The 19863-nt window shown below is 37.1% G+C and carries 22 protein-coding genes and 1 tRNA gene; 14 read left to right on the forward strand and 9 right to left on the reverse strand.

Annotated features, from left to right (window positions below; genetic code table 11):
• Positions 1 to 4: 4 nt before the first annotated feature.
• Positions 5 to 850, reverse strand: a complete 846-nt coding sequence (locus LV704_RS19390; protein WP_163422034.1) for a DUF2911 domain-containing protein — start codon at positions 848 to 850, stop codon at positions 5 to 7.
• Positions 851 to 1060: 210 nt separating this feature from the next.
• Here LV704_RS19390 and LV704_RS19395 point away from each other — a divergent pair, with 210 nt between their 5' ends.
• From LV704_RS19395 to LV704_RS19430, 8 genes are all read left to right on the forward strand, one after another.
• Positions 1061 to 1558 (forward strand): SRPBCC family protein, encoded by a 498-nt coding sequence (locus tag LV704_RS19395; protein ID WP_163422033.1) that lies wholly within the window; start codon positions 1061 to 1063, stop codon positions 1556 to 1558.
• Between the two features lie 4 nt (positions 1559 to 1562).
• Entirely contained in the window at positions 1563 to 2255 is a 693-nt protein-coding gene (locus LV704_RS19400) for an SDR family NAD(P)-dependent oxidoreductase (protein WP_163422032.1), read from the forward strand.
• A complete protein-coding gene (locus LV704_RS19405) occupies positions 2255 to 3565 on the forward strand; it encodes a deoxyribodipyrimidine photo-lyase (protein WP_163422031.1) in 1311 nt (436 codons plus the stop codon). The genes LV704_RS19400 and LV704_RS19405 overlap by 1 nt, the downstream gene beginning before the upstream one ends.
• A gap of 116 nt (positions 3566 to 3681) precedes the next feature.
• Entirely contained in the window at positions 3682 to 5109 is a 1428-nt protein-coding gene (locus LV704_RS19410) for an amidohydrolase (protein ID WP_163422030.1), read from the forward strand.
• Between the two features lie 75 nt (positions 5110 to 5184).
• Positions 5185 to 6069 carry a VOC family protein gene (locus LV704_RS19415; RefSeq protein WP_233782094.1) on the forward strand — a complete coding sequence of 295 codons (885 nt, stop codon included), beginning with the start codon at positions 5185 to 5187 and terminating at the stop codon, positions 6067 to 6069.
• Between the two features lie 2 nt (positions 6070 to 6071).
• Positions 6072 to 7076: a pirin family protein gene (locus tag LV704_RS19420; protein WP_163422029.1), complete on the forward strand. Its 1005-nt coding sequence runs from the start codon at positions 6072 to 6074 to the stop codon at positions 7074 to 7076.
• Positions 7077 to 7173: 97 nt separating this feature from the next.
• Entirely contained in the window at positions 7174 to 7551 is a 378-nt protein-coding gene (locus LV704_RS19425; protein WP_163422028.1) for a nuclear transport factor 2 family protein, read from the forward strand.
• A gap of 26 nt (positions 7552 to 7577) precedes the next feature.
• The gene (locus tag LV704_RS19430; RefSeq protein WP_163422027.1) at positions 7578 to 8183 is read left to right on the forward strand and encodes a carboxymuconolactone decarboxylase family protein; all 606 of its coding nucleotides are present in this window, start codon (positions 7578 to 7580) and stop codon (positions 8181 to 8183) included.
• Positions 8184 to 8198: 15 nt separating this feature from the next.
• On the opposite strand, the gene murA is transcribed toward LV704_RS19430, so the two are convergent.
• From murA to LV704_RS19445, 3 genes are all read right to left on the reverse strand, one after another.
• Positions 8199 to 9506, reverse strand: a complete 1308-nt coding sequence (murA, locus tag LV704_RS19435) for a UDP-N-acetylglucosamine 1-carboxyvinyltransferase (protein WP_163422026.1) — start codon at positions 9504 to 9506, stop codon at positions 8199 to 8201.
• A 15-nt stretch (positions 9507 to 9521) separates the two neighbouring features.
• Complete coding sequence (locus LV704_RS19440; RefSeq protein WP_163422025.1) at positions 9522 to 10181, reverse strand: DUF4290 domain-containing protein; 660 nt, start codon at positions 10179 to 10181, stop codon at positions 9522 to 9524.
• Positions 10182 to 10266: 85 nt separating this feature from the next.
• Entirely contained in the window at positions 10267 to 10554 is a 288-nt protein-coding gene (locus tag LV704_RS19445) for a DUF493 family protein (RefSeq protein WP_163422024.1), read from the reverse strand.
• 89 nt (positions 10555 to 10643) lie between these two features.
• Here LV704_RS19445 and LV704_RS19450 point away from each other — a divergent pair, with 89 nt between their 5' ends.
• The 5 genes from LV704_RS19450 (at position 10644) to LV704_RS19470 (ending at position 15180) form a co-directional block, all read left to right on the forward strand.
• Complete coding sequence (locus LV704_RS19450; protein WP_163422023.1) at positions 10644 to 11207, forward strand: AAA family ATPase; 564 nt, start codon at positions 10644 to 10646, stop codon at positions 11205 to 11207.
• Entirely contained in the window at positions 11207 to 13099 is a 1893-nt protein-coding gene (locus tag LV704_RS19455; protein ID WP_163422022.1) for an ATP-dependent DNA helicase RecQ, read from the forward strand. Before LV704_RS19450 ends, LV704_RS19455 begins: the two co-directional genes overlap by 1 nt.
• Complete coding sequence (fmt, locus tag LV704_RS19460; RefSeq protein ID WP_163422021.1) at positions 13077 to 14045, forward strand: methionyl-tRNA formyltransferase; 969 nt, start codon at positions 13077 to 13079, stop codon at positions 14043 to 14045. The genes LV704_RS19455 and fmt overlap by 23 nt, the downstream gene beginning before the upstream one ends.
• Before the next feature lie 176 nt (positions 14046 to 14221).
• Positions 14222 to 14494, forward strand: coding sequence for an HU family DNA-binding protein (locus LV704_RS19465; RefSeq protein ID WP_055392938.1), 273 nt, complete (start codon positions 14222 to 14224; stop codon positions 14492 to 14494).
• A 125-nt stretch (positions 14495 to 14619) separates the two neighbouring features.
• Complete coding sequence (locus LV704_RS19470) at positions 14620 to 15180, forward strand: YqgE/AlgH family protein (RefSeq protein WP_163422020.1); 561 nt, start codon at positions 14620 to 14622, stop codon at positions 15178 to 15180.
• Position 15181: 1 nt separating this feature from the next.
• On the opposite strand, the gene LV704_RS19475 is transcribed toward LV704_RS19470, so the two are convergent.
• Both LV704_RS19475 and LV704_RS19480 read right to left on the reverse strand, forming a co-directional pair.
• On the reverse strand, positions 15182 to 16027 hold the full coding sequence (locus LV704_RS19475) for an aminotransferase class IV (RefSeq protein WP_163422019.1): 846 nt from the start codon (positions 16025 to 16027) through the stop codon (positions 15182 to 15184).
• 54 nt (positions 16028 to 16081) lie between these two features.
• Positions 16082 to 16465 (reverse strand): START-like domain-containing protein, encoded by a 384-nt coding sequence (locus tag LV704_RS19480; RefSeq protein ID WP_163422018.1) that lies wholly within the window; start codon positions 16463 to 16465, stop codon positions 16082 to 16084.
• A gap of 136 nt (positions 16466 to 16601) precedes the next feature.
• Here LV704_RS19480 and LV704_RS19485 point away from each other — a divergent pair.
• Positions 16602 to 16678 (forward strand) — tRNA-Met (locus LV704_RS19485).
• Between the two features lie 322 nt (positions 16679 to 17000).
• On the opposite strand, the gene LV704_RS19490 is transcribed toward LV704_RS19485, so the two are convergent.
• Genes LV704_RS19490 through LV704_RS19500 form a run of 3 tightly spaced genes read right to left on the reverse strand, consistent with a single transcriptional unit; the run spans position 17001 to position 19860 of the window.
• Positions 17001 to 17423 (reverse strand): hypothetical protein, encoded by a 423-nt coding sequence (locus tag LV704_RS19490; RefSeq protein WP_163422017.1) that lies wholly within the window; start codon positions 17421 to 17423, stop codon positions 17001 to 17003.
• Between the two features lie 59 nt (positions 17424 to 17482).
• Positions 17483 to 18043 carry a hypothetical protein gene (locus LV704_RS19495; RefSeq protein WP_163422016.1) on the reverse strand — a complete coding sequence of 187 codons (561 nt, stop codon included), beginning with the start codon at positions 18041 to 18043 and terminating at the stop codon, positions 17483 to 17485.
• Between the two features lie 38 nt (positions 18044 to 18081).
• Positions 18082 to 19860 carry an OmpA family protein gene (locus tag LV704_RS19500; RefSeq protein ID WP_163422015.1) on the reverse strand — a complete coding sequence of 593 codons (1779 nt, stop codon included), beginning with the start codon at positions 19858 to 19860 and terminating at the stop codon, positions 18082 to 18084.
• Between the last annotated feature and the right edge of the window lie 3 nt (positions 19861 to 19863).

Here is a 19863-nt window from a genome sequence, read left to right on the forward strand (position 1 = left end):
ACTCTTAAAGAGCTCCCCATTCTTTTAAAGAATCTTTGTTCATTTTAACATAGTCATCATTTCCTGCAGTTTCAGATGCAGCCAATGATTTTTTAGCGGTTTCAATAGCTGCTTTCTTATCTCCAGCCTTGGCATATATTAAAGACTGCTGACGCAATTGCCAAAATCTTGGCTCTTCTGTCATAGACATTGCTTTTTCCATCCATTCTTTAGCTTTGGAAATATCTTTGTCCGCATTTAAATAATAAACCGCCGCAGTATAATAATCTCCTGCACTAGGTCCTGCCAAAGTATTCTCAATATCTTTAAGAACAGCTGCATCAGAAGGAACAGTAAAAGGAATTGCTACATATACCTTCTCCCATATAATTCCAAGGTTAGCACCAGTACTTTTTAAATCATCAATGGTAATCGTGAACGTTTCAACGGGCATAGGCATTGGATAGACTTGAACTGTGGTTTTTGCCACTACTTTACTATCATCCCATTCTCTAGGAGTTCCGCCACCTTGAGTGTCAGTATAAAAGAATACTTCCCAGTTAGATTCACCTGGTTTTGTAAAAATTGAATATGTCCCAGCTTTAACTTCTTGATCAGCTATGGTAACATCCGTACTAAAGCTAATTTTTGTGTATGCATTGGCTCCTGTTCTCCATAGTTTATTGTAAGGAACCAAGCCTCCAAAAACTGTTCTTCCACGCATGGAAGGTCTTGAATAATCAACAGTAACATCCGTTAAACCAACCTTTTGTTCCAACTTGGAAGAAGGGCTTGGAGCGGGTGTATTAATCTGAGCTTCCACAGTAAGGGAGACAGATACTACGCATAGTAATAAGAGTAATTTTTTCATTAGAAAGTGTTTTAGATTTGTTAGTGCAACAAAGCTAAATATAAAGGAATGTTAGGATTGTTAAGAAACCCTTAAAAGAGCTATTCACTATAGGGTAGCTTATCCAACTTTATTTCAACTCAAAAAAAGTAAGAATAGAAATCACTATTTTGTTTAATGTTTTATGTTTTTTATTAAACAATTTGAAGTTATCTTTGTAAAAACTCTCAAATGAAATTGTATCAGCTTTGTTCAACCCAAGTATTGCCAATATCTAAACAAGAAGCTTGGGATTTCCTTTCTAGTCCCAAAAATTTGAAGGTAATTACTCCAGACCATATGGGGTTTCATATATTGTCGGGAGCAGACAAACCCATGTTCCCAGGACAAATCATTCAATACATTGTAAAACCGTTTCCTTTTTTCAATACAAAATGGGTGACCGAAATTACACATGTTGCCAGTGGTGAATACTTTGTTGATGAACAGCGTTTTGGTCCCTATGCACTATGGCACCATAAGCATTTTCTTAAAGAAGTGGAAGGAGGGGTTTTAATGGAAGATATTATTGATTACAAACTTCCTTTCGGTATTTTGGGTCAGTTGGCCTACCCCTTCATAGTGAAAAAGCAACTACGGGAAATTTTCAAATACAGAGAGCAAAAATTGATTGAGCTTTTTGGTGAAGTTGAGGGTACCCCAAACACATTGGAACTTAAATCAATTTAAAAGAATGAAAAAGAATATTTTACTTATTGGTGGATCGCATGGTATTGGTTTTGAAATGATTAAAAACCTAGCGGAAGAGAACAATGTTTACATTGCTTCAAGAACCAATGAAGAATTAGAAGATATAGATGTACATCATATTCCTTTTGATGCCACTACAGATATTTTGGATGAAACTCAACTTCCTGATGAAATTCACGGTTTCGCTTACTGTCCCGGCAGTATAAATCTAAAACCGTTTAAAATGTTGTCTATTGACACTTTTAAAGAGGACATGCATTTGAATTTCTTTGCTCTTGTGAATGTAGTCAAAACAATAATCCCAAAAATGGCGGAAGGCTCAAGTATGGTATTTTTTAGCACCGTTGCAGTAGGTACTGGAATGCCGTTTCATACAAGCGTTGCAGCGGCAAAAGGTGCTATCGAGGGGTTTTCCAAGTCAATGGCGGCAGAGTATGCACCAAAAATACGCGTGAATACTATTGCCCCTTCATTGGTAGATACTCCTCTTGCAAAACGTTTACTCAATAATGATAAGAAAAAGGAATTAATGTCAGAAAGACATCCATTAAAAAGATTTGGAAAAACAACGGATATTGCCAACTTAGCAGTCTTCTTACTAAGCGAAAAAAGTACTTGGATCACTGGTCAAATTTTAGGAGTTGACGGAGGAATGTCCACTTTAAATGTAAATTAATGAAAGACAAGGTTAGCATTTTTTGGTTTCGACGAGATTTACGTTTAGATGACAACGTAGGGCTATACCAAGCTTTGCAAACCGAGTACCCAGTGTTGCCCATTTTTATTTTTGATACTGAAATTCTTGAAAAACTGCCCAAGAATGATGCAAGGGTTTCTTTTTTTCATGAGCAGCTTCAAAAGATGAAAAAAGAACTTCAAAACAAATTTGAAAGTGGTATTGGCATGTACAAGGGTAATCCACTTACAGTTTTTGAACAGCTTTTAAAAGAATTTACAATAGATTCCGTCTTCGCCAACCATGATTATGAACCCTATGCCAGAGATCGTGATAGACAGGTACAATCATTTTTAGAGAAGAATGATATAAACTTCCACACATTTAAAGACCAGATCATTTTTGAAAAGAACGATATCCTGAAAAATGACCGAAATCCTTATGTGGTCTACACTCCCTACAAAAACCGATGGAAAGAAAACTTTAATCCTTCTCTGCATTTGATAGACTATGACACATTTTCCAACTTTCATAAACTATATCAGAAGACAAATCTGCCCAACATAGAGCTCAGCGATATTGGTTTTGAATCTTCCGATATACAAGTCCCCGATTTTAAGGTTACCCCCTACCTTATACAGCACTATGAAGAAACACGAAACTTTCCATCAAAGGAAAATGGCACTTCACGATTGGGGCCTTACTTGCGGTTTGGAACGGTTTCCATACGGAAAATGATGAAAAAGGCCATTGCCGAGGAAAATGAAGTATTTTGGAACGAATTGATTTGGCGTGAATTTTTCATGCAAATTTTATGGCATTTTCCAAACACGGTGAACAATGCTTTCAAACCCAAATATGACCGTATTGTTTGGCGCAACAATGAAGCAGAATTTGAGCTTTGGAAAAAAGGTCAAACAGGTTATCCGCTGGTAGATGCTGGTATGAGAGAGTTAAATACAACGGGGTTCATGCACAATAGGGTCCGTATGTTGACTGCAAGTTTTCTATGCAAACATCTATTAATAGATTGGCGCTGGGGAGAAGCCTACTTTGCTGAAAAGTTGCTGGATTATGACTTGGCCAGTAATATTGGAAACTGGCAATGGGCCTCTGGCAGTGGTGTAGATGCCGCTCCATATTTTAGAATATTCAACCCCACTACTCAAGTGGACAAGTTTGATGGTAAAAAGGAATACATCAATAAATGGGTTCCTGAACTTCAAGATCTTACCTACCCTTCAAAAATGGTTGACCATAAAATGGCTCGTGAACGTTGTTTAAAAGTTTACAAAGAAGCTGTAGGTTAACTCTTTTTCAGTATTTTTAGTATTCGTTTTTATTGTTTAGGCTTCTTCCTATTCAAAGTAATAATTTGCCTAATGATATTGACTTTCTAACTACGGACTAATTCAAACATTATAAAATGAAAAAATTAACCACACTCGTACTTCTTTGCCTGCTTTCCATGCAGATGACAGCGCAAAAAATGAATTCAAACAAGAAAGCAATTGTTGCCTCTGTTGAAGCACATAAAGAAAATCTTATCAAGATAAGTGACTCTATTTGGACACTTGCAGAAACAGCTTTTAATGAATCTAAATCTGCAGAGGTTTTGGCAGATTATGCTGAGAAAAATGGATTGACCGTTACTAGAGGTGTAGCGGACATCCCTACTGCATTTACTGCTACGTATGGCTCCGGAAAACCCGTGATAAGCGTTTTGGGGGAATTTGATGCACTACCGGGCCTTTCCCAAAAAACAGAGCCAACCAAAAATCCACGAATTGACGGAGCACCAGGCCATGGATGTGGACATAATATGTTTGGTGCAGCCAGTTTAGGGGCAGCAATAGCAATTAAAGAACAAATAGAAGCTGGAAAATTAAAAGGCACCGTGAAATTCTTGGGAACGCCTGCGGAAGAGAAGTACTTTGCAAAAGTTTGGATGGTAGAAGCTGGACTTTGGGATGATGTTGATGTGAACGTAAGCTGGCACCCGGGAGCCAACATTGAAGCTGATGTACAGAGCGGTCTTTCTTTAATAGATTTTATAGTCGAGTTCTACGGACAAGCAGCGCACGCCTCTGCAGATCCATGGAATGGTCGCAGTGCTTCTGATGCTCTGGAACTGTACACAACAGGAATGAACTATTATAGAGAACACATATTACCAACATCCAGAATCCATTACCATATTCAGGATGGTGGACAAGTTGTAAACGTTGTGCCAGATTATTCTAAGATTTGGGTAAGGGTACGCGATCCTAAACGTAAAGTAATGCTTCCTACTTATGAGCGCGTTAAAAAAATGGCCGAGGGAGCAGCGATTATGGCAAATGTGGATTATAAAATATCCTTGGTATCCGGGATTTATGAAGTTTTGGTAAACAGGGCTGGAGGAGAAATTATGCAAAAGAATTTGGAGCTTTTGGGTCCAATTTCGTACACCGAGGATGAAATCACATTCGGCAAGGCCATTCAAAATGCAACAGGAAAACCTGAAATAGGAATGGATAGCAAAATTCAGCCTTTACGAGAAACGGAAAAAAGTCCAGGAGGTGGTTCAACAGATGTGGGTGATGTAAGTTGGAATGTGCCAAACATTAACCTAAGTGTAACCGTGGCACCCAAAGATACGCCTTGGCATTCATGGGCAGTTGTAGCTTGTGGCGGTATGAGCATTGGCCATAAAGGAATGGTTTATGCATCTAAAGCAATGGCTATGACCATGGCAGACTTGTTCGATAACCCAAAGTTGGTGGAAAAAGTTAAGGAAGAGTTCAAGACCAGAAAAGGCGACGAAAAATACGAAGCCATGATTGACGGTCCACCACCTATCGGAAAAAACTAGACGGAATAGTTGAGTTCTGTTAGATAAAATAGCGCAAAAAAAGGAACGCTATAAACCTTGAGGTAAACAATAAAAATGAAGAAGTATTTAGTGGTATTTGCCATGGGATTGATTTTTCAGTCCCATGGTCAACAAAATAAATTGTCTCTTTTTGATAACCTAATTGGAAAAACTTGGAAGGCTGAAGGCAAATGGGGTGATGATTCAAAATTTAAGCAGGAAATTGAATTTAAATACAGTTTGGATAGCACTCTTGTTCTTACAGATGCCTTAGGTTTTACTAATGAAGAACGAACGGTTTATGGTCATAGAAACCATGGTATTCGAAAGTATGATGAACAGTCAAACACCATAAAGTTTTGGGAGTTTGATGTTTTTGGTGGAGTAACCGAAGGTACCGTTACAAGCAAAGGCAAAGATATTATTTATACCTACACTTATAACGAATCAACAGTTACGGATTATTGGCAGTATGTTGATGCCCATACCTATAATTTCACCGTTGGTGATTTTGAGAATGGACAGTGGAAGCAAAAATATTTAAGTACTCAGTTTACCACTGCCAAACAGAATGGGGTGAGTTTTAATTTTGACCATCAATCCCTTGTAGTAACAAACTTGATGAAAACAGGTGATTTTTATAAAGATGTTTTTGGTTTTGAAGAAATTCCGCATCCAGAGCGAAAGCCTGGATTCAGGTGGTTCAATATTTATGGAAATTCGCAATTACACTTGATTAAAAAAGATATCATTGAATTCAAAAAGGATAAAAGCATTCATTTGTGCTTAGCGGTCCAAAATTTGGAAGGTTTTGTTGAGCGCTTAATTTCAAAGGACATTGACTTTTATGACTGGCCCGGTAATAAAGGCTCCGTAACGGATAGAGCAGATGGTGTAAAGCAAATTTACATTCAGGATCCTGAAGGGTATTGGATTGAAATAAACACAGCAAAACATTAATCATGAGTCATGCTATCTTGCAAACATTTCCGCTAGGGTTTCCGTGGCAGACCCAAGATCCTTTTCTTTTTTGCGTATATCATTTGGACCATTACCCAAAAGGAACCGAAACCATGGGTCCCGACCCTAAACTTCTTGAAGGTAGAAACATTGGGAATGATTTCACAACAAAAGATGGATGGCGAATGTATCATGGCCAGACCATACCTGGGTTTCCCTATCACCCCCATCGTGGGTTTGAGACCATCACCATTGTAAACAAGGGTTATTGTGATCATTCCGATTCTTTAGGTGCTGCTGGAAGATTTGGTGATGGCGACACACAATGGATGACCGCAGGAAGTGGTGTGCAACATTCTGAAATGTTTCCTTTACTGAATACAGATAAAGATAATCCCTTGGAGCTTTTTCAAATTTGGTTGAACTTACCTAAAGCCGACAAGTTTGTGGAGCCTCATTTTAAAATGCTTTGGCATGAGGATATCCCGATTATTGATGAAGGAAATGCTCAAATAAAGGTGGTTGCCGGAAATTACAAGAATACCCAAGCCAATGACCCTGCTCCAAATTCATGGGCGGCTAAAGTGGAGAATGAAGTGGCTATTTGGAACATTCATGTAGAAGCCAATACAGAATACACCTTACCAAAAGTGGGTACATTAGCTACCCGAACCTTATATTTTTATGAAGGTTCCGAAATCTATTTTGGAGATAAAAAGGTTAATTCAAATTTTGGAATTGCATTAGATCCTTTTCAAGAAACAACTATAAAAATAGGTTCTGAGAAAGCACACTTCTTAGTGCTACAAGGAAAACCTATTGATGAACCTGTTGCTAAATATGGCCCATTTGTTATGAATACAGATGAGGAGATTCAACAAGCCATGGAAGAATACCGCTTAACCCAATTTGGTGGTTGGCCTTGGCCCTACCCAGATAATGTACATGAAAAAGAAAAGGGTCGTTTTGCCAAATACCCAGATGGTACTTTGGTAGAAAAGGGCTAACTCTTCATGCAATTTCTTCATCAATCTGGACGCAAACAGATACAGTATGATTTTCAATTTGATAAGAATTAACGATGAGTAATTTATACATTGTACCATGAGCTTGGAAAAAAATAAACAAAACGCAATTGAATTCTATAGAATGGCCTATCTGGGGAATCCAAAATTGGCCATTGAAAAATATGTAGGTAACGAATACATTCAGCATAATCCAGATGTTGCGGACGGAACCCAGGGATTTATCGATTATTTTGAACGAATGCAGAAAGAATACCCAGAGAAATCTATTGATTTTGTAAGATGCATTGCAGAGGGAAACTTGGTGTCATTGCACACGCATCAAAGCTGGCCAAATGATGACCATTATGTAACCATGGACTTTTTCCGGTTTGATGATACAGGAAAAATATGCGAGCATTGGGACGCTATTCAACAAATACCGAAGAAATCGGCCAACCCTAATACGATGTATTGATTCTATTACACCCATAAAACATCAAAATGAGTTGGATAAAAACAATCAATTATGAAAGTGCCAATGCATCCCTTAAAAAGATTTACGATAGAGTAAAAGGGCCAAATAACAAGGTGGACAACGTTCTCAAAATTCATAGCTTGAGACCACATAGTTTGGTGGGGCACATGGCTTTGTACAAAAATGTACTGCACAATTTCAACAATACGCTGCCAAAATGGTACTTAGAAGCGCTCGGAACTTTTGTAAGCCATTTAAACCAATGTGACTATTGCTTTGACCATCATTATGAAGGATTTAAAAGAATATTAAATGATGACCCTAAGGCGGAAGGATTTCGCAATGCTGTCATGAACGGTAGCACCAAAGACTTTTTTACAGACCAATACTTTGCAGGATGTCAATACGCTGAAAAACTCACTTTGCATCATAGCACTATAGAAAAGAAAGATATTGAAAACCTTAAACAAGTTGGGTTCACTGAAGGAGAAATCCTTGAAATAAATCAGGTAACCAGCTATTTTAACTATGTCAATAGAACCGTAGTTGGTTTAGGGGTTGATACGACGGGAGACATCTTGGGACTTTCGCCAAACAATAGTGACGACCCAAATAGTTGGAACCATTCTTAAAAACTGAAAATTCTTTTAAACTCTTACAATCTTAGCGCCGATAGCTCTTAGACGTTCGTCAATATTCTCATAACCACGATCTATCTGCTCTATATTATTAATAGTAGATGTTCCTTTCGCAGAAAGCGCAGCTATCAACAAAGAAACTCCAGCTCTAATATCTGGGGAAACCATTGTAGTAGCTTTCAAGGTAGATTTAAAATCATGTCCTATCACCGTAGCTCGATGAGGGTCGCATAAAATAATTTTGGCCCCCATATCTATCAATTTATCCACAAAGAACAATCGGCTTTCAAACATTTTCTGATGGATGACCACTTCCCCTTTTGCTTGGATTGCCACAACCAATAAAATACTAAGCAAATCCGGAGTTAAACCAGGCCAAGGTGCATCTGCAATAGTAAGGATTGAGCCGTCTATATAATTCTGCACTTCGTATCCGTCTTCATGCTTTGGAATATAAATATCATCCCCTTTCCGCTCTAGCCTAATACCTAATTTTTGAAACGCATTGGGTATTTGTCCCAAATCATCCCAACTCACATTTTTTATGGTAAGTTCACTACGGGTCATCGCCGCCAAACCAACCCAGCTACCAATTTCAATCATATCCGGTAACATGGTATGTTCTGTTCCTCCTAAAGAATCGACTCCTTCAATGGTCAAAAGATTGGAACCAATACCAGATATCTTAGCTCCCATTCTGTTCAACATCTTACACAACTGTTGCAGATAAGGTTCACATGCTGCATTGTAAATAGTGGTAGTACCTTCTGCCAAGACAGCGGCCATAACAATATTTGCAGTTCCAGTGACTGAAGCTTCATCCAAAAGCATATAGGTACCCTTGAGTTTTTCCGCTTCTACGCCATAAAAATATTCTTCTTTATTGTACCTGAACTTTGCTCCTAGTTTTATAAATCCCTCAAAATGCGTATCTAAACGTCTTCTTCCAATTTTATCTCCACCTGGTTTAGGAATATAACCCTTACCAAATCTGCCCAATAATGGACCTACGAGCATAATGGAGCCCCTTAATCCGCGACCATCCTGCTTAAACTGATCGGACTGCAGGTATTCTAAATTGACATCATCAGCCTTGAACGTATAACAGCCTTTTCCTTTTTTTTGGATTTTAACTCCTAAATCTTCCAATAAAGCGATAAGCTTATTGACATCGATAATGTCTGGAATATTATTGATAGTAATTTTTTCCCCTGAAAGCAAAACCGCACAAAGAATTTGTAGTGCTTCGTTCTTTGCGCCTTGAGGTGTAATTTCACCATGAAGTTGGTGCCCACCTTCTATTCGAAATGTTCCCATGTAATCCTCTGGAATTTAATACCTTTTTTTACCTCTGTTGTTTCTTTGGCCCTTCTTATTGTTGTTATTGGTGCCATTTCTATTAGATTTGGCCAAACGATTCTTAAGGAATTGTCCACTATCCGTTAAACTCTCCCCGTTTGGTGCCAAGTCAATCTGTCCATCACTCAAGTCTTTTAAATGATTAAAAATGGCTGAATCTTCTACGGTATCCTTGTTCCAGTTTAAATAGCATTTTTTCATGTGGTTTGCAATGGCATATTCCAAACCAGAACGCATATCTCCCTTTTCCCAGCTTATGGCAACATCTACCATTCTCTTAATGTTATTCCCATAAAACCTGTATTTAGGATGGTTTTGAGGATATTCTAAAGGTTCTGGACGCTGTTGCAATACTTCTTTTGGAGTAATGGGAAAAGGTGAATCCACATCCAATTTAAAATCGGACATGATAAAAAGTTGGTCCCATAGCTTATGTTGAAAATCCGGGACATCACGAAAGTGAGGCTGTAGATTGCCCATTACACTTATAATGGATTTGGCAACTTTGTTTCGTTCTTCCCTATCCACTATGGAAACTGCATGATCCACCATTTTCTGAAAATGACGGCCATACTCGGGAATAATGAGCTTAGAGCGCTCTGTATTATATTCTAAATTCTCTACTAAGTTCAAATTTAAGAGTTTAATGAAGTTAAATTATTGGGAAGTCTATCCGATAACGTTCGCAAAATAATAAAATTATGGCAATCCGTTAGATTTAAAGGGAAATAACCCCTTCTATAGTTGATACTTCCTTGTATTTGGCAATTACCTCGTCTGGACTATCTAAATGTACGGTAATTGAAATACTGGTATATGTACCTTTTTTAGATTTTTTTGATTCTATAACCGCCCCTGTGTTGTTGAAAATATCATTTATTTGCCCAATTCGCTGCTCATCGGTTGGCACAATAAATTTATATAAATAATTGGATGGCCATTTTGTGCTGTCCAATAACTGTTCTTTAAGCCTAGAATAAAACTCATCGGATTTCTCCTTCTCCATCCTGCAATTTTTTTACAAAGATATGGGTTAGTCTACAATTTTTTTTCCTTCTTCCTATTTCATTACTTTGTGTTTGTAAATATTAATGATTGAAGAACGATAAGGTAGTTATTACAGGAGCCCCGGGAACAGGGAAAACATCTATCATAAATGGACTGGAAAACAAAGGTTTTCATTGTTTTCATGAGATTATAAGGGATATGACCTCAAATGCCAAAAAAGAAGGTGAACCAGAAGCTTTTGTATCTAACCCTTTGGTCTTTGTAGAGGATGCTTTGCAGTTTAACAAAGATTTACTTTCTGGTAGGACACAACATTATAAAAATTCATTAGAATTAAATGTTCCCATTAGTTTCTTTGATCGTGGTATTCCAGACGTACTTGCGTATATGGATTTCTTTGAACAAACCTATGGGAAAGAATTCATTTCTGCCTGTGAAGACCATCGCTACGACTCCATATTCATTGTGCCGCCATGGCAAGAGATTTACATTTCTGATAATGAAAGACTTGAAACGTTTGATGAAGCAGAAAAAATTCATGATGCATTGATCAATACGTATACTAAGTTCGGTTATGACCCTATTATTGTTCCAAAGAACCCTGTTTCTGACCGAATAGCATTTATTTTGGACACAATTAATCCAAATTAGTGCAAAAAGAAGCCAAAACCATTTTAAAGGAATACTGGGGTCATGATGGTTTTAGAGGGTCTCAAAAAGAAATTATTGATACCGTTACGGATGATAAGGATGTATTGGCATTAATGCCCACCGGTGGAGGAAAATCCGTTTGTTACCAAGTTCCCGCATTACTAAAAGAAGGCATTTGTATCGTAGTTTCTCCTTTAGTTGCTTTAATACAAAACCAAGTAAGTCAACTTAAAGAAAAAAACATCAAAGCTTTGGCGCTTACAGGTGGTATTTCTTTTGAAGAACTTAATAACCTCTTGGATAATTGTCTATATGGTAATTACAAGTTTTTATACTTATCTCCTGAGCGTTTACAGCAATCCATAGTTCAGGAAAGAATTAGGGAAATGAACGTAAATGTTATTGCCATTGATGAAGCACATTGCATCTCTCAATGGGGCAATGACTTTAGACCTGCTTATCTAGATTGTGCTATTCTTAAGGATTTGGCCCCAAACGCCCCTATGATTGCGCTTACTGCCACTGCAACACCAAAAGTGATAGAAGACATTGTTGAAAACCTACAGTTAGATCAGGCTAAAATATTTAAAGATTCTTTTTCTAGGTCAAACATTGTTTTTAAAGTAAAAGAAACGGAAGATAAACGCTATCAGTTAAAAAAACATGTAAGCACTTTTCCAGGAAGTTCAATCGTTTATGTGCGCTCACGTAAAATGTCTGTATTTCTTTCTGAGTTTTTGAACAAAAATGGTTTTAAAGCTTCATTTTTTCATGGAGGTATTCCCAAGGCAGAAAAAGAGGAAAGGTTAGAGCAATGGTTAAAAGAGAAAGTAAATATTATGGTTGCTACCAATGCTTTTGGTATGGGTGTGGACAAACCTAATGTACGGTTGGTCGTTCACTATCAAATTCCGGATAGTTTAGAAAGTTATTTTCAAGAAGCAGGAAGAGCGGGAAGAGACGGCAATACATCAACAGCTATTTTGGTTACTACAAAAGAAGATGAAGAATTGGCCAAACAACAGTTTTTATCTTCCTTACCGGATGTAGATTTTTTAAAGAAACTATATGTACAACTGAATAACTATTTCCAGATTTCGTATGGAGAATCAATGGCAGAAACTTTTGCATTAAAATTCAACAAGTTTTGCAAACGGTATGAGTTTAATCCTAACATGGCGTATAACGGATTAAGGATTCTTGACCAAAACTCCGTTATTGCATTATCCGATACTTTTAATGAAAAGACTACACTCAAATTTGTAGCTTCAAAAGCAGGTATTTTTGAATACCTAAAAAACAATCGTAAAAAAGCTTCTATCATTCAAACCATTCTGCGCACTTATGGAGGAATTACAGATTATGAAACGAAAATAAATATTCATCTGCTATCTAAAAAAACAGGAGAACGTGAAAAATCCATCAAAAAAATACTAGAACAATTACATAAAGATGGTATTGCAGAATACAAAAACACAACAAGCGATTTAGAAGTCACCTTTTTAGTTCCTAGAGAAGATGATCGCACTATTAACCTATTCGCTAAAAAAATTAGAGATTTCAATACTGTAAAGCAAGACAACATGAAGGCCATGTTGAATTATGTAAAAAACACAAAAATGTGCCGTAGTGTTTTCTTGCTGAACTATTTTGGAGAAAAAGCTACAGAGAATTGCGGTACATGCGATATTTGTAGGGAAAATGACAACGTACCACCAAATTCATTAAAAGATAGCATCTTTGACCTCTTGAAAACTGCACCGCAAACCTCTAGACAATTAATACAGATAGTTAAAGGTGAAGAAAAGATAGTATTGGGCGTGTTACAAGAAATGTTAGAAGACGAATTAATTATATTGAATCATAAAAATGAGTACACCATCCAAACATAATAACGCCTTACGAATTGTATTTATGGGAACTCCCGACTTTGCAGTCGGAAGTTTAAAAAATATTCTTGATGCTGGCTTTAATGTTGTGGGTGTAATTACTGCGCCGGATAGACCAGCAGGTAGGGGAAGAAAAATTCAAGAATCAGCAGTTAAACAATTTGCTGTTGAGCATAACCTTAAAGTATTGCAACCTACCAATCTAAAGGATAAAGGTTTTTTGGAAGAACTAAGAAACCTAAGCGCAAATCTTCAGGTAGTGGTTGCTTTTAGAATGCTTCCCAAAGCCGTTTGGCAAATGCCGCAATATGGAACGTTTAATCTTCATGCTTCCCTCCTTCCCCAGTATCGTGGAGCAGCGCCAATAAATTGGGCCATTATTAACGGTGAAACAGAAACGGGCGTAACTACATTTTTTATCGATGATAAAATTGATACTGGGAATATCATACTTCAAAAAACAGAAACAATTTATCCAGAAGATAATGTAGGTACACTCCATGATAGGTTAATGGAACTAGGCGCTAAATTAGTTGTGGAAACCTGTATACAAATTGCCAATGATGATTTCTCAACTACTGTACAAAAAGAATTTGATGATTTAAAACCTGCTTACAAAATCCATAAAGAAACTTGTAGAATAGATTGGAATACTCCCTTGAATAAAATACAGGACTTTATAAGAGGCTTAAGTCCATATCCCGCTGCCTGGACACATATGATAAATAATGGGAAGGAAGAAAGCATAAAAATTTACAAAGCGAAAATGGAGCCTTGCAAACATGAGCATCCGATAGGCAATCTTTTTTCAGATAAAAAGACTTTAAAAGTTGCTGCAAAAGGGGGGTATCTTCAACTTCTTGAATTGCAATTACCAGGGAAGCGAAAAATGCAAGTATCTGAAATTTTGAATGGTCTAAATCTTGATGAAAATGCATGCCTTCGCTAAACCCTTACTATCACTAGGCTTGCAATTGGTCGATTTTTTTTTCGACTTTATCAACAAACGTTTCAAGTTATTAACAAAAAACCCTATTTCCCTTGGTTTTACTTGCGTTAAAAGCAAATCCATATAAATTTGTTTAGCATTAAAATTATTTTAACAACAATTAATTTAATTCCATTATGAACAAAACAGAATTAATCGATGCTATGGCAGCCGATGCGGGCATCACTAAGGCAGCAGCCAAAAAAGCATTGGAATCTTTCTTAGGAAATGTAGAGGGATCACTTAAAAAAGGAAACAGAGTTTCTTTAGTAGGTTTTGGTTCTTGGTCAGTATCCAGGAGAAACGCAAGAGACGGTAGAAACCCACAAACGGGACAAACTATCAAGATCGCAGCTAAGAACGTTGTAAAGTTCAAAGCAGGAGCAGAATTGAGCGGTTCTGTAAACTAATCAATTAGATTTTTAGATATACAGAAGCACTTCTTTTAAAAGAAGTGCTTTTTTATTTTAACGAAGTTCTAGTTTTTTGTAATTATCAGATATTATGTTACATTTAGAAATAAGAATGTTACACTATGGTTAGCGATGAGCCTAAAAAAGGAAAATTATTGGTTGCAGAACCAACACTTACTGGTGATGTTTCTTTTAATAGGTCTGTAGTCTTACTTGCTGAGCATAATCATGAAGGTTCTGTAGGTTTTATCCTGAATAAACCGTTGGATTATAACATTTGTGACCTTATCTCTGAAATTACAATTCCTTTTAAAGTTTTTAATGGCGGACCCGTAGAGCAGGATAACCTGTACTTTATACATAAGGTCCCAGAGCTTATTGACGATAGCATCGAAATTTCCGATGGTATTTTCTGGGGAGGTAATTTTGAGAAGACTGTTGCACTTATCAATAACAAAACCATTACAGAACAAGATATCCGTTTCTTTTTAGGATATTCCGGCTGGGATTCCAGCCAATTGGACCAAGAACTTTCCTCAAAGTCATGGGTAGTAGTACAAAATGAGTATGAAAGTAGCATCTTGGAAAAATCTTCCAATGCATTTTGGAAAGAGAAAATGGTAGAATTGGGTGGTGATTATTTACTATGGTCCAATGCTCCTGAAAATCCCTCTTTAAACTAGTTTAGCCAATTCTAGCTTTCGCGTTCAATTTCCCTAAAAGACTTTTTGCAACAGTATTTGTATATTCCTTTTTTCGGTACTTGTATATAGGCCTTATACCCTTGATGCTATTTGTAATAAAAAGTTCATCCGCCTTTTGAAGTTCAAACGGTGATATGGATTCCTCCAACAACTCGTAATCCTCCGTGGAGTCAATTACTTCCATTAGTTTTTTTCTAATAATACCATTCAAACAACCATCAATTAAAGGTGATGTTTTTATAGTATTCCCTTTTACCACAAAAAGATTTCCGTTAATCACCTCAACAACTTGTTTATCGTTATTGATGAGCAAACAATTGTCATATCCATTCTCCTTAGCGTAAACACTGGCAACAACATTAAGTATCTTATTGGTGGTTTTTAGATTGGACAGCATGTCTTTGTTCACAAAATAATCTTTGAACAGCTCCACTTCGTACTTTTCCTCATCAACAAGATAAAAGGGGGACTCCAACGGGCTTACTTCTATAACAAATGAAACTTCATTAGTGATAGGGCCATATAATCCTCCTTCGCTTCTAAAGACAGTCAATCTAACCCTAGCTGACTTTGCTTCAAAGCCATTTTCAGTGACCGTTTTTATAATCTCTTCCTCAAGAAACTCCAAAGTGAATTCCATAGGAATTTCCATTCTTAGGATACGCATGGATGCCATCAACCTAAAATAATGGTCTTCCCAAAAAAAGATAGTTCCGTTAACACATCTTACCGTTTCAAAAAGAGCGTCACCGTACTTTAGTCCCCTATTGTTATAATTGAAAATATCTTTTTCTTCTGAAAAAAGTTTGCCATTAAAATTGACCATAAAAAAAGCCTTGAAAAAATCAAGGCCAAATATACGTTATAGTTAAGAATCTCTCTACTTTGATCCAAGTACTTGTTTAAGGTCAGATACTTGGTTTTCCCAAAGCATTTTTGCCTCATCCACTTCATCATCATCTGCAAAGTCAGTTATGAACAATGAAACATCTTTGGTGATTTCATCCACAATAATACGCATTTCAAAAAAGCTGTCGTCCTCATTTTCTTCCCAAGAAAACTTAACAAACTCGTCACTTTTTCGTTTTAACATCTTAGCATTTTCTTCAGAACCATCCCAAATAAAAGTGAACATTTCACTACGGGAATTTACATTGTCTGCATACCATTCAGATAAACCAGAGGGAGTGGAAATATATTGGTAAAGCAACTGTGGAGATGCTTGAATAACAAACTCTATTTCAAATTTAATCTTATCACTCATTATCGTGCTCAATTTTTCCTTTCAACATTTGATATAATTCGGGAAGATATAAAAATAAATATCAAATAATAAATTAATTTGAATTTTGATTGAGCAAAAATTAAACTTTATATTTGCACCCGCTTAACGGCACCATGGCGAGGTAGCTCAGGCGGTTAGAGCGCAGGATTCATAACCCTGAGGTCGGGGGTTCAAGTCCCCCTCTCGCTACCACAAACCCTTGATTTTCAAGGGTTTTTTGTTTTATAGGGATTAGACACATTCGTTCCAAAAACCTTAGGGAGCAAAGCAAGATTGCTATGACAATTGTGCATCTTAAATTACACAACATCTCTGATTCTTAGCTCATTCATTCAACATTTAGCAGGAAATAAGAAGTTGAAGTCAGTTATTAAAGAACCTCTATTAAGGCCAAGGTTCTTTAATAACAACTCGAAAGATTTTAATAGTCTAGTCCAAAATGGTCCATTACAGCATAATAGTCATTTGTATCCACACCTGCATTTTTCATAATTTCCATTTTTAAGTATAAATTTTATTCCTCTTTAATTTTCCTTTCAGCATTTATCTTACTATAAATTTTTACAAATCCATCTGCCGCCTCATGTGCTAAAATCAGTTGATTCTTATTGATTCTTATTGAGTTATTAAATGACCCACCATTGCCTAGATCAAGTATGTCTTTATAGCCTTGCCCGGAATAACGCAACTTAGATTTTGTTAAATGATAGGTTCTGGTGGATTTTAAAGAATCATTTTCATACCTGTTAAACCTGCACTCAGGTGTAAATTCTATGACGATTTTCTTCTTTATTGGAAACCCCCGTCCAGTTATACCTCCGCTTGTTTGCACCAACTGCCATTTTCCTACTACTCTTTCTTGAAGTGATTGAGAAAATACTTGGCTATTGAACCTAAGATTTGTTATTAAAAAAACCAGTATTGCTATGTTTTTCATGTTACTCCCTCTTTCTGAAGATCATGACGTTTTTAAGAGAGCCACTTGACCCAACCTTCTTAGATAAGCTTGGCCTCTTTTGAGATAGCAAGACTAACCCCTATGGTATATCCGCTTTTTTGAAACGAACCAGTAATTAAAATGCTTTCATTTTGGTACAATACATTAACATTGGATAAAATACCAACAATTTCGCCAGTTGAACCGCTTTTCCAATTTAGTTTTACATTTCCTTTATTAACCTTTCCCTTACTGTCTTTGTGAACGTAAATTCTCACCTCATTGCTTCGGCTATTGTCGTTACGTTTTCCTTTAGGGTTGGCCTGAATATAGTCACGACCTTTATAGGCAGTAATTATGCTGTTACGAAATGAAAGATCAAAGGAAGAGGCCACATCTCCCTTTTTTGGAGCTTTAAGAATCGTTAATGAGCCTGTCATAAAATAGGCCCTTTTATTGCCCAGAACATCTTTCATAATACTTGAAAGATCTATCGGGTCATCTACATTAACCGTTGTCGAGGAGTAGCTTAAATTCATCTTTTGAATTTTCAAATCGTTGGCCCTAACTGAAAAGACCATACATACTACTGCGATTGTACTTAAAATTGTTTTCATCATTTTTAGTTTCAAATAATTAATAGTTATGGGGAACTATTTTAATTTGGTAAGACCAAAACCTCAACCCTTCGGTTCTTAGTCCTATTTTCATCGCTATTATTTTCTACCAATGGTTTAGATTCTCCTAGACCTTTTTCTTTCCATCTAAAGTCAACTCCCGGCATAAGTTTTTTTAACTCGGCAGAGACACTTTTTGCTCGCGCCAATGATAATTTTTGGTTGGTTGCTTCACTACCTACATCATCCGTATGGCCTTCTACAATGACACTTCCTTTTTTAAGTACAGAAATACTTTTGGCTAATGTTTTTAAGGCATCAATGCCTTCTGGTTTTAATACAGATTTACCCGTAGCAAATAATACTTTGCTATCTAAGTTCAATCGCATTGCTGCACCAATGGCAGCGATGGCATCTACATCGGCGCCAGGTAGTCCGCTGTCCATTTTTAAATCGGTGAGACGCACATAGTAAAAAAGTTCTCCTTGTTTTACAAAAGGGGCAATGTCAACCTCAGAAACGCCACCATCAATTTTGCCAACCTTTACCCAAGTTTTACCATCTTTTGAAATTTCTAGGTTAGTCGGCTCAATTTGACCAATTTCAAAAATATAGAGGTCGGGGCCATTGACATTGGTCAAGGCATTATCAATAAATTGGATTGTGAGTGTGCCACCAAGCCCCAAACTGTGTATGCCAGATATATCTTCCACATCAAAACCTTTAATAACATCTGGTTCACCCAGGACATTGTTTTTTTGTTGGGTCATTAACTTGGGATGCTTTGCATTTACAACCCTATCAGCAAATGAAAGTTTACCTAAAGGCAGATAGACCACCTTTCTCATATGGCCTACATAAGTTTGCCCAGCTTCTTCTCCAAAATATAAATTGGGGTTTAACTGTTTAAACTTTTTCTTGGCAGCTCTTGCCTTTCGCTCAAAATCCTTTTTAAATATCTTGACCGCTTTTCTTTGATGCTCAATGGTACGCTGGTAACGAGGACTGGCCTTTAATTCACCTGAGGCAATTGCCTCTTCTGTTTTCTCCAGTTGGGCAAGTAATTCTACTGCCTCTTTATCGCTATGCAATTGGCCCGATAATTTTCGTAAGGCTTCTATCTTTTCTAGCTCTACCCCACTGGCTGGGGCTTCATTTTTCCCGGCCACATCTTGCATTAGGTAACCAGCTTCTGTAAGATCCAACTGCTCCATAACGTTGGTGCCGGCCAAGGAATCAATCTTTTTTAATTTGGCCATCGTTGCTTCCGGCCCAGATTCTGCCTGCACCAATAGAATGGCTTCCTCTAAGGAAACTCCAGTGGCTGTATTTTTTGATGCCAATTGCTCTTTTGATATTCTGCCTTTGGCGATATTGCCCTCTTTTACTAACCGGGCTTGCTCTCTATTTTTTATGGCTTCTTGAGCAAGAATTTTTAGGCTATCTGGGTTATTGATAAGTTTTTCCATTTCTTCACGAGAAACTCCGCTGTCTTCGAGCAAATCTAAAATGACTTCCATCGAAATCATTTCTTGCAATGAGCCCATACTGCCATCTTCTGAGCTACCGCTCATTTGCAATAGTTTTTTCAGCGCTTCAACTTCGGGTTTAGTATCCCCTTCTTCTTTATCACCGGTGTTAAAAAGTCCTCCCAGTTGTTCTAGTGAAACTTCTAAATCCTCAGTTGATGCTTCTGATTGGTTTTCTTTGGAATTGATGCTATTTTCAGAATCGACCTCTGAACTGCTATCTTCTTTGGCAGCTTCAGCGCATGAATAAAAAAGAGCAGTTATTGAGACTAATAGGATATAGTTTTTCATTTT

Origin of the sequence: Flagellimonas sp. CMM7, from assembly GCF_021390195.1 — a bacterium.
Taxonomy (GTDB): domain Bacteria; phylum Bacteroidota; class Bacteroidia; order Flavobacteriales; family Flavobacteriaceae; genus Flagellimonas.

What these genes read in the sequence shown, in the direction of transcription:
- LV704_RS19390 (WP_163422034.1), bottom strand. Translation starts at nt 850, where the DNA reads ATGAAAAAATTACTCTTATTACTATGCGTAGTATCTGTCTCCCTTACT.
- LV704_RS19395 (WP_163422033.1), top strand. Translation starts at nt 1,061, where the DNA reads ATGAAATTGTATCAGCTTTGTTCAACCCAAGTATTGCCAATATCTAAA.
- LV704_RS19400 (WP_163422032.1), top strand. Translation starts at nt 1,563, where the DNA reads ATGAAAAAGAATATTTTACTTATTGGTGGATCGCATGGTATTGGTTTT.
- LV704_RS19405 (WP_163422031.1), top strand. Translation starts at nt 2,255, where the DNA reads ATGAAAGACAAGGTTAGCATTTTTTGGTTTCGACGAGATTTACGTTTA.
- LV704_RS19410 (WP_163422030.1), top strand. Translation starts at nt 3,682, where the DNA reads ATGAAAAAATTAACCACACTCGTACTTCTTTGCCTGCTTTCCATGCAG.
- LV704_RS19415 (WP_233782094.1), top strand. Translation starts at nt 5,185, where the DNA reads ATGAAGAAGTATTTAGTGGTATTTGCCATGGGATTGATTTTTCAGTCC.
- LV704_RS19420 (WP_163422029.1), top strand. Translation starts at nt 6,072, where the DNA reads ATGAGTCATGCTATCTTGCAAACATTTCCGCTAGGGTTTCCGTGGCAG.
- LV704_RS19425 (WP_163422028.1), top strand. Translation starts at nt 7,174, where the DNA reads ATGAGCTTGGAAAAAAATAAACAAAACGCAATTGAATTCTATAGAATG.
- LV704_RS19430 (WP_163422027.1), top strand. Translation starts at nt 7,578, where the DNA reads ATGAGTTGGATAAAAACAATCAATTATGAAAGTGCCAATGCATCCCTT.
- murA (WP_163422026.1), bottom strand. Translation starts at nt 9,506, where the DNA reads ATGGGAACATTTCGAATAGAAGGTGGGCACCAACTTCATGGTGAAATT.
- LV704_RS19445 (WP_163422024.1), bottom strand. Translation starts at nt 10,554, where the DNA reads ATGGAGAAGGAGAAATCCGATGAGTTTTATTCTAGGCTTAAAGAACAG.
- fmt (WP_163422021.1), top strand. Translation starts at nt 13,077, where the DNA reads ATGAGTACACCATCCAAACATAATAACGCCTTACGAATTGTATTTATG.
- LV704_RS19465 (WP_055392938.1), top strand. Translation starts at nt 14,222, where the DNA reads ATGAACAAAACAGAATTAATCGATGCTATGGCAGCCGATGCGGGCATC.
- LV704_RS19470 (WP_163422020.1), top strand. Translation starts at nt 14,620, where the DNA reads ATGGTTAGCGATGAGCCTAAAAAAGGAAAATTATTGGTTGCAGAACCA.
- LV704_RS19475 (WP_163422019.1), bottom strand. Translation starts at nt 16,027, where the DNA reads ATGGTCAATTTTAATGGCAAACTTTTTTCAGAAGAAAAAGATATTTTC.
- LV704_RS19480 (WP_163422018.1), bottom strand. Translation starts at nt 16,465, where the DNA reads ATGAGTGATAAGATTAAATTTGAAATAGAGTTTGTTATTCAAGCATCT.
- LV704_RS19490 (WP_163422017.1), bottom strand. Translation starts at nt 17,423, where the DNA reads ATGAAAAACATAGCAATACTGGTTTTTTTAATAACAAATCTTAGGTTC.
- LV704_RS19495 (WP_163422016.1), bottom strand. Translation starts at nt 18,043, where the DNA reads ATGATGAAAACAATTTTAAGTACAATCGCAGTAGTATGTATGGTCTTT.
- LV704_RS19500 (WP_163422015.1), bottom strand. Translation starts at nt 19,860, where the DNA reads ATGAAAAACTATATCCTATTAGTCTCAATAACTGCTCTTTTTTATTCA.